We start from the raw sequence: 16211 nt of genomic DNA, 5'->3' as shown, positions 1-16211 counted from the left end.
GCTCAGACCGCCCAGCAGGCGCAGCCCAACGCACCCCAGAAGCTCTTCAGGTCAGTGACCGGCACCCGGCCGGCCCAGGCCGAGGCATGGTCGTGCCCATGGACGGTACAGCTGTTGGCACACCCGCACAGGCTCTGCGCCCGACGCTGCACGCCCGCCTGCTCCTTGCGGCCCCAGGCGGCATAGCCGCCATAGGTGCGCACCGGCGACCAGTCGGGCATGGCCGGCGGCGGCGGGTTGTCCAGGCTGGCAAACGGACCGGCAGCGTAGACGACCTTGCCGCCCACGACCGTCAGCGTGCTCGACATATCGGCGATCTCAGCTTCGGGACAGGCGAAATAGTCCCGGTCCGGCACGATCAGGTCGGCCAGCTGCCCGACCGCGATGCGCCCCTTCTTGCCCTCCTCGTTCGAGAACCAGGTGACGTTCTCGGTCCACATGCGCAGCGCCGTCTCACGATCCAGGCAGTTGCGCTGCGGCGTCAGGCGAAGACCACCCACCGTCCGCCCGGTGACCAGCCAGGACAAGGCCACCCACGGATTGTAGGAGGCGACGCGCGTCGCGTCGGTCCCCGCGGAGGTGCGGATGCCCTTCTCCAGCATGCGGGCAACCGGTGGCGTCGCCTCCGCCGCGGCAGCGCCGTAGCGCTCCACGAAGTATTCGCCCTGATAGGCCATGCGGTGCTGGACCGCGACGCCGCCGCCGAGGGCCGCGATTCGGTCGATCGACCGTTCCGAGATCGTCTCGGCATGGTCGAAGAACCAGTTCAACCCGGCCAGTGGCACATCCGTGTTGACCTTCTCGAACACGTCGAGGGCACGGGCGATCGTCTCGTCATAGGTCGCGTGCATGCGCCACGGCCAGCGGTTCTGGGCCAGGATGCGCACCACCCCCTCCAGTTCACCCTCCATCTCGGGCGGCATGTCGGGCCGTTCGACGCGGAAGTCCTCGAAGTCGGCGGCGGAGAAGACCAGCATTTCGCCGGCCCCGTTGTGCCGGAAATAGTCGGTGCCCTGCTTGTACTGCGACGTGGCCGTCCAGTTCAGGAAGTCGTCCTTTTCCTGCTTCGCCTTCTGCGTGAACAGGTTATAGGCCAGCCGGATGGTCAGCTGGTCCTCATCTGCCAGCTTCTGGATGACGGCATAGTCGTCCGGATAGTTCTGGAAACCGCCGCCGGCATCGATGGCCCCCGTGACGCCCAGGCGGTTCAACTCGCGCATGAAATGGCGGGTCGAATTGAGCTGGTAGTCGAAGGGCAGCTTCGGCCCCTTTGCCAATGTCGCGTAGAGGATCGCGGCATTGGGCTTGGCCAGGAGCAGGCCGGTCGGGTTGCCGGCGGCGTCGCGCGTGATCTCGCCACCCGGCGGCTGCGGCGTATCCTTCGTATAGCCGACCGCCCGCAATGCCGCCCCGTTCAGCAACGCCCGGTCATAGAGGTGCAGCAGGAAGACCGGTGTGTCGGGCGCCACCGCATTGATCTCCTCGATCGTCGGCAGGCGCTTCTCCGCGAACTGATGCTCGGTAAAGCCCCCGACCACGCGCACCCATTGCGGCGGCGGCGTGATCGCGACCTGCGCCCTCAGCATGGCCATGGCGTCCGCCAGCGACCGCACGCCGTCCCAGCGCAACTCCATGTTGAAGTTCAGGCCGCCGCGGATGATGTGGAGGTGATTGTCGATCAGGCCGGGCAGGACGCTCTGCCCCTGCAGGTCGATCACCTTGGTCGCCGCCCCTTTGAGGGCCATGACCTCGGCCATCGTCCCGACGGCGACGAAGCGGCCATGGGCGACTGCGACCGCCTCGGCCATGGGATTGGCGCGGTCCAGCGTCGTGAAGCGGCCATTGACCAGGATCAGGTCGGGGTCGGGCGTTGCCATGGCGAAGCTCCTGTTTGCGCCCAGCGGGCCAGCGGCGGACAGCAGGCCAGTGGCGGCCAAGGTAGTGGCGGCCAGGCCGGCACCGGCCTGGCGACGGGTCAGTCGGGTCATGTCGGATCCTTGGGCGGACGCAGGGCAATCATGTGCCGGACGAGCGGCGGTGTCGGCCCCTGGTGGAAGCGGGCGACGCGGGCCTGGACGTCGCGGTCGGCACCGGTCACGCGATGGTGCTGGCGCAGGTGCTCCAACCACGACGGCACCAGGAACGTCTCGACCAGCGTGCCGCCATTCTCCGCATCCTCGAACAGCTGCCAGTCATAGGCGCCGTCGCGCAGGCGCTCGGTCCTGAACTCGGCGATGGCGGCCAGGAAGGCATCATGGTCGGCGGCGGCGATCCGGTATTCGACGCTGATCCGCACCGGGCCGCGGTCCTGCGCCACCTCGGCCGAGACGACGGGAGCGGGCCAGTGCATGGACGGCGTCATGTCGACCGCAGCGCCGGTGTGCAGGTGCCAGCGCGCCAGCAGCGGGATCGCGACAACCGCACCGGCCGCCGCCGCGAGATGTGCAACCGTGAGGGAGGTCAGCTCCGCCACCTGGCCCCACAACGCACTGCCCAGGGTCATGGCGCCGAACTGGGTCATCGCGAACAGGGCCAGGCCCCGTCCCTTGACCCAGTCGGGCAGGGCGACCTGGGCCGAGACATTGATCGGTGCCAGCACCGCGATCCAGGCGACGCCCGCCACCAGGGACGCGATCAGCCCGACCCAGGCGGCATGCGCCACCCCGAACAGGACCAGCGCCAAGGCCGTCCCGATCGTCGCCGCAGCGACCAGCCGGTCGGGGCCCAGCTTCGCCTTCAGCACGGGCAGCAGGAACGCGCCACCAACGGCGCCGACCCCGATCGTGCCCAGCAGCAGGCCATAGACCTGCGGCCCGCTGGCGATCTGGTCGCGCGCCACCAGCGGCAGCAGCGCCCAATAGGCACTTGCGAACAGGAAGAAGCCGGCCGCCCGCACCAAGGTTGCCATCAGGTGCCGGTTATGCCGGGCATGGCGCCAGCCGACCCGCAGGGCGGAATGAAACCGCTCCGCCGGCAGGTCGCGGGACCCCGCCGGCGCCGGCCGCCACCACAGCAGGACCGCGACGACGCCCAGCGTGCTGACCGCGTTGAACCAGAACGGGGCGGCCAGACCAAGCGTGCCGATGATGACGCCGGCCAGGGCCGGCCCCAGCGCGCGGCTGATGTTGATCCCGACGCTGTTGAGCGAGATCGCGGCCTGAAGATCCTGGCGCGGCACCAGCTGCGGCACGACCGCCTGCCAGGACGGGGCGACCAGCGCCGACCCCACCCCCACCAGGAAGGTGAAAGCCAGCAGGATCCCTGGCGTTACCTGGTCCAGCCAGACGATCACGCCCAGCACCGCCACCACCGCAGTCAGGCCTAGGTTGATGACGACCAGCAGCCGCCGCCGGTCCATGATGTCCGCCAGCGCCCCGGCCGGCAGGCCCAGCAGCACGACCGGCAGCATGGTCGCGACCTGGACCAGCGACACGATGAACGCGTCCTGGGTCAGGCCGGTCATCAGCCAGCCGGCGGCGGCGTTCTGCATCCACGTGCCCACATTGGACACGACGGTCGCCAGCCACAGCGCCAGGAAGACGCGGTGGCGCAGCGGCGCCAGGGCAGCCCCCTCGGCCGGCGGCTGGTGCGCTTGGACGGGCTCGGTCATGGCGTGCCGCCGGGCAGCCGTACCGTTCAGACCTGGGCCGGGTTGGGTCCGATCCGCTCGCCGTGCTTCACGCGCTCCGGGCCGCCATGGACATGGGTGACGGCATAGTCGATGCCCATGCCATAGGCGCCCGAATGCTCCTTCACGATGGCGGTCACGGCGTCATAGGTTTCCTTGCGCGCCCAGTCGCGCTGCCACTCCAACATCACCTGCTGCCAGGTCACGGGCACCACACCCGCCTGGACCATCCGGTCCATCGCGAACTTGTGGGCGTCGACCGACGTCCCGCCGGAGGCATCGGCCACCATGTAGATCTGGTAGTCGGCGTCCTTCATCGCGCACAGGGCAAAGGTCGTGTTGCAGACCTCGGTCCACAGGCCGGCCACGACGATCTTCTTGCGCTGGTTGGCGGCCAGCGCATCGCGGACGTTCTGGTCGTCCCACGAGTTCATCGACGTCCGCTCCAGGATCTTGTGCTCCGGGAAGACGCCCAGCAGTTCGGGATAGGTATTGCCGGAAAAGCTGTCCGTCTCGACCGTTGTGATCGTGGTCGGGATGCCGAACACGCGCGCCGCCTTGGCCAGGCCGACGACGTTGTTCTTCAGGGTCTGGCGGTCGATCGACTGCACGCCAAAGGCCATCTGCGGCTGCTGGTCGATGAAGATCAGCTGGCAGTTCTGCGGCGTCAGCACGTCCAGGTAGTACGACATTTCGGAATCCCTCCTCTTCACGGCGGGTTGCGGTCTGGTCGAGAGACTAGAATGGCCTCACCCTTCGGACAATCCGACGCACCATGGATTCACTGTTTCCGGTATGGAGACAAATCCATGGCCGGTTCCGTCCTCGTGCTATCGTCGGATAGCAGGGACAATTGTCCCAAGCATCCGGCCACTGGGCACAGGGGAAGGACAATCCAGGGTGGACAAGCTGGTCTGCATGCGTGCCTTCGTCCGTGTCGTCGAACTGGGCAGCTTTGCCCGCGCCGCGCGCGAACTGCGCCTGTCCCGTTCGGTGATCAGCAAGTACATCCTGGACCTGGAGCAGGACCTGGGCGTGCAGTTGCTCAGTCGCACGACGCGCAGCATAAGCACGACGCAGAACGGCCAGGAATACTACGCGCGCTGCACGGCGATCCTGGGCGACATCGCGGACGCCGACCGCGCCGCCGCCCAGCTTCAGGACAATCCGCGCGGCATCCTGCGGATCAACGCGCCGATGTCGTTCGGCACCCTTGTCCTGGGCAAGGCGCTGGCCGACTTCATCCCGCGCTATCCCGACCTGAAGGTCCAGCTGGTGCTCAGCGACCAGCAGGTCGACACGGTGCAGGAGGGGTTCGACGTTACGATCCGCATCGCAGACCTGCAGTCGTCCAGTCTGATCGCCCGGGCCATCGTGCCGGCCCGCCGCCTGTTCTGCGCCTCGCCCGGCTACCTTGCCGCCCGCGGCGCGCCCAGCCATCCTGAGGACCTGCGCCTGCACGAGTGCCTGTCCTATGGCTATCTCGGTACGGGCCTCCAGTGGAAGCTGACGGGTGCTGACGGCGACCACTGGATCGCCGTGCCCTGGCGCCTGTGCAGCAACAATGCCGAAGTCCTGCGCGACCTGGCGGTCGCCGGGCACGGCATCGCCCTGCTGCCCACCTTCATCGCCGCGGCCGAGCTGAACTCGGGCCGCCTCCAGACCGTGCTGGACGACTTCCACGCCCCGCCGCTGACGATCTGCGCCCTTTACCCGCCGACCCGCCACCTCGCGGTAAAGGTGCGCGTCCTGATCGACTTCCTGGTCGAACGCTTCGCCCACAATCCCGCCTGGGACGGCATGGCAGTCTGAACCGGGAGCCTTCTCTCACCTTGTGCCCGTCCATTCCTGGATGGACCGTCCGGCGGTCTGACGGGGCAGGAATGTCGGCTTCCTGACAGTCGTGGAGTCCGGCAGACGGTACGGCAAGCCCGTCCTCAACCGTTGCCGGTCTCACCAATGCTCAACGTCCCGTTCCACCGCCGTCGCCCGTCCGCCTGGGCGCAGATCCGGTGGGTCTGCGCCCAGGCCACACGGTCCCGCCCCAACCAGCCGGCCAAGGAGTAGCGCGATGCACCTGGCACGGTATGCCCTGGATGGCGCGCGGGGCGTGGCCGCCGCGCGCGCCGATGGCGTGTTCCATGGCTTGATCCTCGGCGACCCAGCCTGTCCCGGCGACGTCGACTCGCTCCTGGGCCAGGGGCCGGAGGCGCTTGCCGCGGCGGCCGAGGTCCTGGCCGGCGGCCAGGCGATCGACCTGACGCGCGCGGAATTCCTGCCGCCGCTGGCGAGACCGGGCAAGATCCTGTGCGTCGGCCTCAACTACGCGGACCATTCCGCGGAGTTCGCAGCGCCCGCCCCGGACCATCCGGTGGTGTTTGCCCGGTTCCCGTCGACCCTGATCGGGCATGATCAGGCGATCGTCCGGCCGCGGGTCTCGGACCAGCTCGACTACGAGGGCGAGTTCGTCGCCGTGATCGGCAGGCGTGGCAGGCACATCGCGCGCGCGGCGGCGCTCGACCATGTCGCCGCCTATGCCCTGTTCAACGACGTGTCGGTGCGGGACTACCAGATGCGCACGTCGCAATGGACGGTCGGCAAGAACTTCGATCGCAGCGGCCCGTTCGGGCCGTGGCTGGTGACCGCCGACGCCCTGCCGCCGGGATGCCGGGGCTTGCGCCTTCAGACGCGCCTCAATGGCGTCGTGGTGCAGGATGCCAGCACGAACGACATGCTCTTCGACGTAGCGACCCTGGTCGCGACCTTGAGCGAAGCCATGACGCTGGAGCCGGGCGACATGATCGTGACGGGCACGCCGGCCGGCGTGGGTGGCGCGCGGACGCCGCCGCTGTGGATGCGGCCCGGCGATGTCGTCGAGGTCGAGCTTGAGGGGCTGGGCGTCCTGCGCAACGTCGTCCGCGACGAATAGGGAGGGGTCGGCGTCGGACACCGGGTCCGACGCCCGATCGCCTCAGGCCCCTGGGCCGTACGGGCGGGTCAGGGTGGGCGCGGAAAGCTCCGCGGTGTAGCCCACCTTCAGCAGCCCGGCTTCGTCGAACGGCCGGGCGACCAGTTGCAGGCCGAACGGCAGGCCATCGCCGTCGAGCCCATTGGGCAGCGACAGGGTCGGATGGCCGCTGAAGTTGAACGGCGCCGTGAAGGCAAGGGCCGCCCCATAGGCCTCCGCCGGGATCTCCGGCTCGACCGCGATGGCGGCGAGCGGCGGCACGCGCGAGCCGGTGCCTGGCAGGAGCAGGTAGTCCGCCGCCCCGAACGCCACGTCGAGCTGGGTCGCCGTCCGCCTGCGCGTCGCCGTCGCCCGGACCAGGTCGTCGGCCGTCGTCCGGTCGCCGAAGCCGAGCAGGTCCCGGACGTTGCGGCCGAACTGGTCGGCCGTCTGGTGGAACCGCTCGCGGCCATAGGCCAGCAGGGCTTCCGACCCGCCAACCGCCAGCCAGTGATGGCAGACCTCCGGAATGCCCAGGAGATCGACCTCCACCACGACCATGCCTGCCTGTTCCAGACGGGACAGGGCCGCCAGGGTCGCCTGGACGACCTCGGCTTCCGCATAGGTCTCGACATAGCGGAGGTCGAAGCCCAGGCGCAGGCCGCGGACCCCATCGCCGATCGTCGCCAGCGGCTCACCCACCGGTGCGGCGGCGCTGAACGGGTCGCCCGCGTCATGACCGGCGATGGCCTGGTAGAGCAGGGCGACATCGGCCACGGATCGGGCGAATGGACCGACATGGTCAAGCGTCGCCGAGAACGGATGCACGCCGCGCCGGCTGACCCGGCCGAAGGTCGGCTTCAGTCCGACGATGCCATTGACCGCGCTGGGAAAGCGGATCGAGCCGCCGGTATCCGAGCCAAGCGCGCCGAAGCAGAGTGCCGCGGCGACAGCGACCGCCGAGCCCCCCGACGACATGCCGGGCGTCCGATCTGCCGCCCATGGGTTGACCGGCGCGGGGGCGACGCTTGGGGGATAGCCCATGAAGGCAAACTCGGCGGTTGCCTGTTTGCCCAGATTGATCGCCCCGGCGTCCTCCAGCCGGTCGACCACATGGGCATTGTTGGGTGGGATCCGCCCACGCAGCACGGCCGAGCCCGACTCGGTCGGCATCGCCGCGGTGTCGAATATGTCCTTGATCCCCAGCGGCACGCCGTCGAGCGGCCCGCGATAGCCGCCGGCCCGGATCCTGGACTGCGCCGCCTCGGCCGCGCGAAGGGCGCTTGCGGGATCGACATGGACATAGGCATGGAGGGTGGGATCGATGCGCTCGATCCGCTGCAGCATCGCCGCGGTCAGCTCGACCGGGGAGAGAGCCCCGCTGGCGATCAGGGGCGCGACATCCGAAATCGTGCCGCAGCACAGATCGTCAAGGGTCATGATTGCGACCGCCCGCCCAGGGTGGCGATCAGGGTCTTGCCCGGTCCCTCCTCATAGGGCGTGAAGGACAGCATCGTCATTTTCAGCGATGCGATCTTCCACTGACCATCGACCCGGACATAGGTGTCGGTGTAGCGGCCCATCAGCCAATAGGCCTGGGCCGTGTCCCGCATGACCATTGACTGCCAGAGCATCCAGGTGCCCGTGGCCGCGTCGCCGTCGATCTCGATGAGCGGGTTGAGCAGGTAGTGCGTCGCGAACGAGATGCTGCGGCCCGCATTCACGAAGAACGCCTTGATTGCGGCCTGCCCCTTCTGCACGCCGAAACCGTCGCCATCCCACGTCGCGTCCGGCGTGAACAGTTCGGCGAGCGCGTCCGCGTCATAGTCCTGGTCGCACAGATAGGCATAGCGGTACTTGAGCGCTTCGATCTCCTGCCGGTCGATCAGCCGCTTCAGGTCGGCTTCCAGGTTCGATGTCATTGTTCTTCTCTATGTTTTCGTACCGGGCGGGGTGTGAGAACGACCGGTGACGTTGCGGCCAGGGGCCAGTCTGCGGCTTGCCATGGGTCGATTCTGTAACAAAGGTGACAGTGCCGGGGCGCCCGTCCCGGTAGTCGAGGCGATCCGGAACGTGGCTCCGGCCGCGCAGGCACGATCGAGGACAGGACGGACAGGCATGGCTGCATCACTGATCGACCCACTGCCCCAGGCCGTCCTGCCCGCCGGAATCCGCTCCCGCTTCGTGGACACCACCAACGGCCAGCGCATGCACATCCTGGAGGCGGGTGACGCGTCGGGGTCCGCCGGCACCGTCCTGCTGCTGCACGGCTTTCCGGAGCTCGCCTTCTGCTGGCGGCGGCTCATGCCGCTGCTGGCGCAGGCCGGCTATCACGTGGTGGCGCCGGACCAGCGCGGCTATGGCCGGACGACGCCGGACCCGGTGTCCTATCGCGATCCTGTCGAGCCCTATTCGCTCCTTCGCCTGGCCGGCGACGTGGTGGCGCTGCTGGGCGGCCTGGGGCTGGACAGCGTGGCGGCCGTCGTGGGCCATGACTTCGGATCGCTCGTCGCGGGCACTTGCGCGCTGGTCCGGCCAGACCTGTTCCGGCGCCTCGCGCTGCTCGGCACGCCCTTTGCCGGGGCGCCCGCACTGGGCACCCGCCTGGCGGGGGCGCCCGAAGACGATCCGATCCACCGCGCACTGCTGGCCCTGCCCAGCCCCCGTCGGCACTACCTGCTCTACTATGCGGGTCCGCAAGCGAACCAGGACATGGGGTCCTGTCCGCAGGGCGTCGCCGCCATGCTGCGCGGCTATTACCACCACAAGAGTGCGGACTGGCCGGGCAACCATCCCCAGGCCCTGGAGGCATGGAGCGCCGAGGAACTGGTCCGGATGCCGGCCTACTACATCATGCCGGCGGACCGGACGATGGCGGAGATTTCCGCCGCGCACATGCCGTCGGGGGAGCAGATTGCGCGCTGCGCCTGGCTGAGCGAGGCGGACCTGGGCTTCGTCGCGGCGGAGTTCTCGCGGACAGGCTTCCAGGGCGGCATGCACTGGTATCGCAGCGCCATGCGGGGCGACATGGCGCGCGACCTCGGCCTCTATGCCGGGCGCCAGGTGGAATGCCCGGTCCTGTTCCTGGCAGGTGCTGGAGACTGGGCCACCTTCCAATCCCCCGGCGCCCTGGAGGCGATGAGCGCGCGCCTGGCCCCGACACCGATCACGCCGCATTTCATCGCAGGCGCCGGCCATTGGCTGCAGCAGGAACAACCGACAGCCGTTGCGGAGCGGCTGATCCCGTTCCTCAGCCGCTGATCAGAGGAATTCCGCCCTCGCCCTGAGGCCGTCCAGGTCGCGCAGCTCGATCGCGCCATAGTGCAAGGCGATCAGGCCGTCCGCGACCAGGCCCTTCAGGACCCGGTGGACCGATTGGCGCGAGACGCTGACGAACATCGCCAGGTCGGCATGGGTCACCGCTACCATCAGGCGGCCCGAGTCGTCCCGCCGGACCAACTCGAGCAGGCGCAGGGCAACCTGGCTGGGCAGGTCCGCCAGGCGCGCGGTGCCGATCTGGATGCTGAGCGTCCGCAGGCGCCGCGCGAAGAGGTGGAGCAGGGCATTGTCGAACTCCCGGTGCTCCGACCGCAGCCGGGCAAACGCGGGCGCAGCGACGACCTGGAGCAGCACGTCGTCCAGGGCCTCCGCCGTCTGGGGCAGGGGGTGGTCGTCGATCAGGCTGCTGGCGGCGAGGCATTCGCCCGGACCCATCAGGCCATAGATCATCTGCTGCCCGTCGCTGCGCATCAGGGTCAGGCGCACCGTCCCCTCCAGCACGCGGTACATTGCCTGCCCGGCATCGCCATGCTGGAAGATGAAGCCGCCGGCCCCCACGCGTCGACGCACGGCTGCACGGGCAAAGGCATCGCATGCCGGCGGCGACAGCCATTGCAGGACGTCGGCCGCGACGCCGGGCACGGCCATGCGCTCGACATTCAGGGGTGCATCGTGCCGGGTCATCAGGCTCACCTCGCGATCCAGCCATCGCAACGGATCCGGGACTGTAACAGCCTTGACAGTCGCATTGGCCGCGACGGCGTACCCCGGGGCGACGGTCGTCGCTGGCGATGACCGGACCCGCCACGCCCCGTTCCAGGCAGGAACGACAGTCCGGAAAGCCGCCATGACCGTCGACTTGACGCCGCACCCCGTCGGAACCCCTGCGGCCAGGGAGCGGCCGGCAACCCTGCTCCTGAACGCGGCGGACGATGTGCTGATCGCGCTCCGGCCGCTCGTCCCTGGCGAACGGCTCCACGACGGGTTGGTGGTCCAGGACGCCGTGCCCGCCGGGCACAAGGTCGCGCGTTGGGGGCTGGCAAAGGGGCAGGCGATCAGGCGCTACAATTCGCTGATCGGCGCGGCCTCCACCGACATTGCGGCCGGCGCGCATGTCCACCTGCACAACCTGGACATGCTCGACTTCGTGCGCGACTACGCCTTCTGCTCCGAGGTGCGGCCCCCTCCCGTCGCGCGCGAGAGCCGGACGTTCCAGGGCATCGTGCGGGCGGACGGGCGCATCGCCACGCGCAACTATATCGGCGTGATCTCCAGCGTGAACTGTTCGGCCACCGTCGCCCGGATGGTGGCGGATCACTTCCGGGGGCGGCTGGGGTTATACCCCAACGTCGACGGCGTCGTGGCACTGACGCACAAGCGCGGCTGCGGCCTTGATGCCAAGGTGGCGGGGGTGGAGGCGCTGCGCCGCTGCCTCGCGGGCTATGCCGCGCATCCCAACTTTGCGGCGGTCGTCATCATCGGCCTGGGCTGCGAGGTGGGCGACCTGACCGGCGTGCTTGGCGGGGCCGAGGGGCAGGCCCTGGTCATCCAGCAATCCGGCGGCACGGCAGCGACCGTCCGCGCCGGGATCGCCCAGGTCGAAGCGGCACTCGGGCGGGCCAACGCCGTGCGCCGGGTTCCTGTCCCCGCTGCCGCCCTGAAGGTCGCCCTCCAATGTGGCGGCTCTGACGGCTATTCGGGCGTCAGCGTCAACGCCGCCCTGGGCGTTGCCGTCGATCTCCTGGTCGCCCAGGGCGCCACGGCGATCCTGTCGGAGACGACCGAATGCTATGGCGCCGAGCATGTCCTGACCCGCCGCGCCATCACCCGGGCGGTCGGCGAGAAGTTCGTCGCCCGCGTGACGTGGTGGGAGGACTTCGCCGCACGCAACGGCATGGTCATCAACAACAATCCGTCGCCAGGCAACAAGGCCGGCGGCCTGACCACGATCATCGAGAAGTCGCTGGGCTCGATCGCGAAGGGCGGCACTTCACCCCTGATGGCCGTCTATGACTATGCCGAGCGGGTGACGGAGCAGGGCCTGGTGTTCATGGATGCGCCCGCCTTCGATCCGGTCGGGGCGACCGCCCAGGTTGCGGGCGGTGCCAACGTCCTGTGCTTCACCACCGGCCGCGGCTCCGCTTTCGGCTGCAAGCCGTGCCCGTCGCTGAAGCTGGCGAGCAATTCCGACCTGTTCCGCCGCATGCCGGACGACATGGACATCAATTGCGGCACGATCCTGGACGGTGACGAAACGATCGAAGCCGCCGGCGCCCGCATCTTCGACGACATACTCGCCACCGCATCCGGCCGCCAGACGTGCAGCGAACGCCTCGGCTATGGCGACGAGGAGTTCGCCCCCTGGGACATGGGCGTGATGCTCTAGGGGATCGCCATCCGGCACCAGGTCAGACCGCGGCCAGGACCTGGGCCTCCAGTGCCGCGCGCCCTGGCCCGGCCGCGCGCGGGCGGGGCAGGTCGATGGCGAGGTCAAGAGCGAAGCGACCGTCGCGCAGCACCAGCACGCGGTCGGCCAGCGTCACGGCCTCGGCCACGTCATGGGTGATCAGGATCGTCGTGAAGCCATGCGCGCCCCACAGGTCCAGGAGCAGCTGGTGCATCTCGGCCCGGGTCAGGGCGTCCAGCGCGCCGAACGGTTCGTCGAGCAGGAGCACGCCCGGCCGATCGACCAGCGCCCGCGCCAGGGCGACGCGCTGGCGCTGCCCGCCCGACAGGACCGAGGGCCAGTCCTGGGCGCGGTCGCCCAGGCCGACCTGCCGCAGCACCGCCTGCGCCCGGTCGCGCCAGCCGGCGGCCCGGGCAATGCCGACATTGTCCACGACACGCGCCCAGGGCAGCAGGCGCGGATCCTGGAACAGCATGCGGACCTGTGGTTGCAGGCCGGCGACCGGGCGACCGCCGATCGCCACGGTCCCGTGGTCGGCGTGGTCCAGGCCCGCCAGAAGGCGCAGCAGGGTCGACTTGCCGCCGCCGCTGCGCCCGACGACGGCCACGAACGACCCCGGCGCAAGATCAAGGTCGATGCCGGCAAGGACCCGACGGTCGCCAAAGGACTTGCCCACGTGCCGCAGGCGGACGGCCGTCCCCTGCGGCTGCTCTGCCTGGGCCGGCTGCGCGCTCATGCGGGCCCCCTGGGCGTGTCGCCCTGCGCCTGGTAGGCGGGATGCCAGGCCAGCGCCTTGCGCTCCAGCCAGCGGGTGGCCATGTCGGCCAGCTTGCCCAGCAGGGCATAGATCAGGATGCCGAGCAGCACGACGTCGGTCATCAGGAACTCGCGCGCGTTCATCGTCATGTAGCCGATGCCGGCGGAGGCGGAGATCGTCTCGGCCACGATCAGGGTCAGCCACATGATGCCCAGGGAATAGCGCAAGCCCACCAGGATCGAGGGCAGCGCGCCCGGCAGGATCACGCGCGTGTACAGCGCCCAGCGGTTCAGGCCATAGACCCGCGCCATCTCGATCAGGCCGCGGTCGACGGTGCGGATGCCGTGGAAGGTGTTGAGGTAGATCGGGAAAGCCACGCCGATCGCGACCAGGAAGATCTTGGCGCTCTCGTCGATGCCGAACCACAGGATGACCAGCGGGATGATGGCCAAATGCGGCACGTTGCGCAGCATCTGGACGGTGCTGTCCAGCAGCTTCTCCGCGATGCGCGACGTACCCGTCAGCACGCCCAGGGCGAAGCCCAGGCCGCCACCGATCACGAGGCCCTTCAAGGCCCGCTCGGTGCTGACGCCGACATGGTGGAGCAGCGAGCCGTCGCTGAAACTGACCCAGAACGCCGCCGCGACGTCGCTGGGCGCCGGCAGGACGCGGGCCGAAAGCCAGCCGGCGCGTGCCGCCACCTCCCACGCGACCAGCAGCACGACCGGCACGATCCAGCCGGTCAGGCTGTCGGCCAGCCCGCGCAGCCGCACCGCCGCCGACGGGCGTGCCGCACTGCGGCCCGCCTTCGCCACCGTGGCGTCCTGGGCCAGGATGCTCATGACGACGAGGCCTGGCGCGTCACGGGGTGGACCAGGGGACGCTGGTCCGGTCGCAGGTCGTTGGCGATGGTCTCGCCGAACGGCCCGAAATTGCCCGCGACGACCGGGGGCCGGCCGGTCGTGTCCGCCAGGGGCAGGTGCGGGAAGACCAGCTCGGCGAAGCGGTAGGATTCCTCCAGGTGCGGGTAGCCCGAGAGGATGAAGCTGTCGATGCCGAGCGCCATGTACTCCCGCATGCGGGCGGCGACTGTCTCGGCATCCCCCACCAGGGCCGTGCCGGCGCCGCCCCGGACCAGGCCGATGCCGGCCCACAGGTTGGGGCTGATCTCCAGCTTGTCGCGGCGGCCGCCGTGCAGTTCGCGCATGCGCTGCTGGCCAACCGAATCCATGCGCGCGAAGGCCGCCTGGGCGGCGGCGATCGTCGCCTCGTCCAGGTGGGCGATCAGGTCGTTCGCGGCATCCCATGCAGCCGACGTGGTGCGCCGGACCACGACGTGCAGGCGGATGCCGAAGCGCACCGTACGGCCGCGTGCCTCGGCCAGCCTGCGGACATGGGCGATCTTCTCCGCCACCTGGGCCGGGGGTTCGCCCCAGGTCAGGTAGAGGTCGACATGCTCGGCCGCCACCTCGGACGCGACGTCGGACGAGCCCCCGAAATAGAGCGGCGGGTGCGGCTGCTGGACGGCCGGGAAAAGCAGGCGGCCGTCCTCGATCCGCAGGTGCTTGCCGTCGACATTGACGGTGTCGCCCGCCATCAGCGCTTTCCACGCGATCAGGAACTCGCGCGTGATCTCATAGCGTTCGGCATGGCTGAGGAAGATGCCGTCGCCGGCATTCTCGGCCGGGTCGCCGCCCGTCACGATGTTGATCAGCAGGCGCCCCTCGGACACGCGGTCCAGCGTCGCCGCCATGCGCGCGGCGACGGTCGGCGGCTGCAGCCCCGGCCGGAAGGCAACCAGGAAACGCAGGCGCCGGGTCAGTGGCGCCAGGGCAGAGGCGATGACCCAGCTGTCCTCGCAGGAGCGCCCGGTCGGCAGCAGGACGCCGTAATAGCCCAGCTCGTCCGCGGCCTGCGCGATCTGCTTCAGGTAGTTGAAGGTGACCGCACGGGCCCCGACCGTCGTGCCCAGGTGATGGCCGTCGCCGTGGGTCGGGATGAACCACAGGACATTGGCGCGTTCGGCCGCACTCATGACCCACCTCCCCGCACGGCGTCGCTGACCGTGATCGGCTTGGGCAGCAGGCCCACGCGGTGGAACGTGTCGGCGATCTCCTGCTGGGCCGCGACCACTTCGGGCGTCAGCGGCTTGACGCCGAACGTCAGGCGGCCGATGGCCACTTCCAGGATGGGCGCCGGGATGCCGACCCGGGGCGACAGCTCGGCTGCGACCGCCTTGGTGTCCTTGGCGGCCCAGTCCTCGACCTCGACCAGGGCGGCCAGGACCGTGTCGATGACCTGCGGATTGGCGGTGGTGAAGGCCTTCTCGGCCAGGAAGAACTGGGTGTTCGCGACCAGCCCCTCGCCATTGGCCAGCTGGCGCGCGCCGGTTGCCGCCTCGGCCGCGGCGAGGAACGGGTCCCAGATGACCCAGGCATCGACCGAGCCCCGCTCGAACGCGGCGCGGGCGTCGGCCGGCGGAAGGTAGATCGGCTCGATATCGGTGATCTGCAGGCCATTGGCCTCCAGCGCCTTGATCAGCAGGTAGTGGACGTTGGAGCCCTTGTTCAGGGCGACCTTGCGCCCCTTCAGGTCGGCGATCGACTGGATCGCGCTGTCCTTGGGCACCAAGATCGCCTCGCCCTTGGGCGCCGGCGGCTCGTACCCGACATAGAGCAGCGGCGCGCCGGCCGCCTGCGCGAAGATTGGCGGCGCCTCCCCCGTGGTGCCGAAGTCGATGGCGCCGACGTTCAGCGCCTCCAGCAGCTGGGGCCCGCCTGGAAACTCGGTCCAGGTCACGCTGACGCCCAGCGGCTTAAGCTTCTCCTCCAGCAGGCCGCGCTCCTTGAGCAGGACCAGCGTGCCGTACTTCTGGTAGCCGACGCGCAGCACCGTCTCGGCCTGGGCAGCACCCGCCAGCAGGGCGGTGCCCAGCGCCGCCACCAGGCCAAGTGCGGCCAGCCGCAAACGCAGTGTCATCACCAGTCTCCATCATTTGGGGGGCGTCTTGGGGCGCCGGTCAGTATCCAAGGGGCAGCAGCACCCCTCCCGGCCTCAGGTCGGGCGCAGCGAAGTCCGGCAGCAGCAGGCCCACAGGGCAGGTGCGCGGGATCGGTGAAAGGCTCGCATGAACATGGGCTGATCAAATCACGGCAAAATTGAACGCGACAACGTAATTCCTGCATCACCCAGA

At 69.4% G+C, this 16211-nt stretch carries 14 protein-coding genes; 4 read left to right on the top strand and 10 right to left on the bottom strand.

The window, feature by feature from the left end:
* Positions 1-2: 2 nt before the first annotated feature.
* Genes ACI6GS_RS06125 through ACI6GS_RS06115 form a run of 3 tightly spaced genes read right to left on the bottom strand, consistent with a single transcriptional unit; the run spans position 3 to position 4320 of the window.
* Entirely contained in the window at positions 3-1988 is a 1986-nt protein-coding gene (locus ACI6GS_RS06125) for an amidohydrolase (protein WP_439816901.1), read from the bottom strand.
* Positions 1985-3610 carry an MFS transporter gene (locus tag ACI6GS_RS06120; protein WP_439816900.1) on the bottom strand — a complete coding sequence of 542 codons (1626 nt, stop codon included), beginning with the start codon at positions 3608-3610 and terminating at the stop codon, positions 1985-1987. The genes ACI6GS_RS06125 and ACI6GS_RS06120 overlap by 4 nt, the downstream gene beginning before the upstream one ends.
* Positions 3611-3636: 26 nt before the next feature.
* Positions 3637-4320 carry a hydrolase gene (locus tag ACI6GS_RS06115; protein ID WP_439816899.1) on the bottom strand — a complete coding sequence of 228 codons (684 nt, stop codon included), beginning with the start codon at positions 4318-4320 and terminating at the stop codon, positions 3637-3639.
* A 208-nt stretch (positions 4321-4528) separates the two neighbouring features.
* On the opposite strand from ACI6GS_RS06115, the gene ACI6GS_RS06110 reads away from it, so the two are divergent.
* On the top strand, positions 4529-5440 hold the full coding sequence (locus ACI6GS_RS06110) for a LysR substrate-binding domain-containing protein (RefSeq protein ID WP_439816898.1): 912 nt from the start codon (positions 4529-4531) through the stop codon (positions 5438-5440).
* Between the two features lie 259 nt (positions 5441-5699).
* The gene (locus tag ACI6GS_RS06105) at positions 5700-6557 is read left to right on the top strand and encodes a fumarylacetoacetate hydrolase family protein (RefSeq protein ID WP_439816897.1); all 858 of its coding nucleotides are present in this window, start codon (positions 5700-5702) and stop codon (positions 6555-6557) included.
* A gap of 42 nt (positions 6558-6599) precedes the next feature.
* Here ACI6GS_RS06105 and ACI6GS_RS06100 read toward each other — a convergent pair whose 3' ends face one another.
* Together ACI6GS_RS06100 and ACI6GS_RS06095 are read right to left on the bottom strand one after the other, a co-directional pair.
* A complete protein-coding gene (locus ACI6GS_RS06100) occupies positions 6600-8015 on the bottom strand; it encodes an amidase (protein WP_439816896.1) in 1416 nt (471 codons plus the stop codon).
* Entirely contained in the window at positions 8012-8497 is a 486-nt protein-coding gene (locus tag ACI6GS_RS06095) for a nuclear transport factor 2 family protein (protein WP_439816895.1), read from the bottom strand. Before ACI6GS_RS06095 ends, ACI6GS_RS06100 begins: the two co-directional genes overlap by 4 nt.
* A gap of 196 nt (positions 8498-8693) precedes the next feature.
* On the opposite strand from ACI6GS_RS06095, the gene ACI6GS_RS06090 reads away from it, so the two are divergent.
* Positions 8694-9836 carry an alpha/beta fold hydrolase gene (locus ACI6GS_RS06090; protein WP_439816894.1) on the top strand — a complete coding sequence of 381 codons (1143 nt, stop codon included), beginning with the start codon at positions 8694-8696 and terminating at the stop codon, positions 9834-9836.
* On the opposite strand, the gene ACI6GS_RS06085 is transcribed toward ACI6GS_RS06090, so the two are convergent.
* Entirely contained in the window at positions 9837-10538 is a 702-nt protein-coding gene (locus tag ACI6GS_RS06085; RefSeq protein WP_439817936.1) for a Crp/Fnr family transcriptional regulator, read from the bottom strand.
* Positions 10539-10701: 163 nt separating this feature from the next.
* On the opposite strand from ACI6GS_RS06085, the gene ACI6GS_RS06080 reads away from it, so the two are divergent.
* Positions 10702-12240: a UxaA family hydrolase gene (locus tag ACI6GS_RS06080; protein ID WP_439816893.1), complete on the top strand. Its 1539-nt coding sequence runs from the start codon at positions 10702-10704 to the stop codon at positions 12238-12240.
* A 22-nt stretch (positions 12241-12262) separates the two neighbouring features.
* Here the strand turns inward: ACI6GS_RS06080 and ACI6GS_RS06075 are convergent, their stop codons facing one another.
* From ACI6GS_RS06075 to ACI6GS_RS06060, 4 genes are read right to left on the bottom strand one after another with little or no spacing between them, the layout of a single operon-like run.
* The gene (locus ACI6GS_RS06075; RefSeq protein ID WP_439816892.1) at positions 12263-12997 is read right to left on the bottom strand and encodes an ABC transporter ATP-binding protein; all 735 of its coding nucleotides are present in this window, start codon (positions 12995-12997) and stop codon (positions 12263-12265) included.
* Complete coding sequence (ssuC, locus tag ACI6GS_RS06070) at positions 12994-13860, bottom strand: aliphatic sulfonate ABC transporter permease SsuC (RefSeq protein WP_439816891.1); 867 nt, start codon at positions 13858-13860, stop codon at positions 12994-12996. The genes ACI6GS_RS06075 and ssuC overlap by 4 nt, the downstream gene beginning before the upstream one ends.
* Positions 13857-15053, bottom strand: a complete 1197-nt coding sequence (ssuD, locus tag ACI6GS_RS06065) for an FMNH2-dependent alkanesulfonate monooxygenase (protein WP_439816890.1) — start codon at positions 15051-15053, stop codon at positions 13857-13859. Before ssuD ends, ssuC begins: the two co-directional genes overlap by 4 nt.
* A complete protein-coding gene (locus ACI6GS_RS06060) occupies positions 15050-15997 on the bottom strand; it encodes a sulfonate ABC transporter substrate-binding protein (protein WP_439816889.1) in 948 nt (315 codons plus the stop codon). The genes ssuD and ACI6GS_RS06060 overlap by 4 nt, the downstream gene beginning before the upstream one ends.
* Between the last annotated feature and the right edge of the window lie 214 nt (positions 15998-16211).

The organism is Zavarzinia sp. CC-PAN008, assembly GCF_051903925.1.
Lineage (GTDB): Bacteria > Pseudomonadota > Alphaproteobacteria > Zavarziniales > Zavarziniaceae.
The sequence above is the reverse complement of the archived record's forward strand: the minus strand, read 5'-3'. Positions and strand labels throughout refer to the sequence as shown.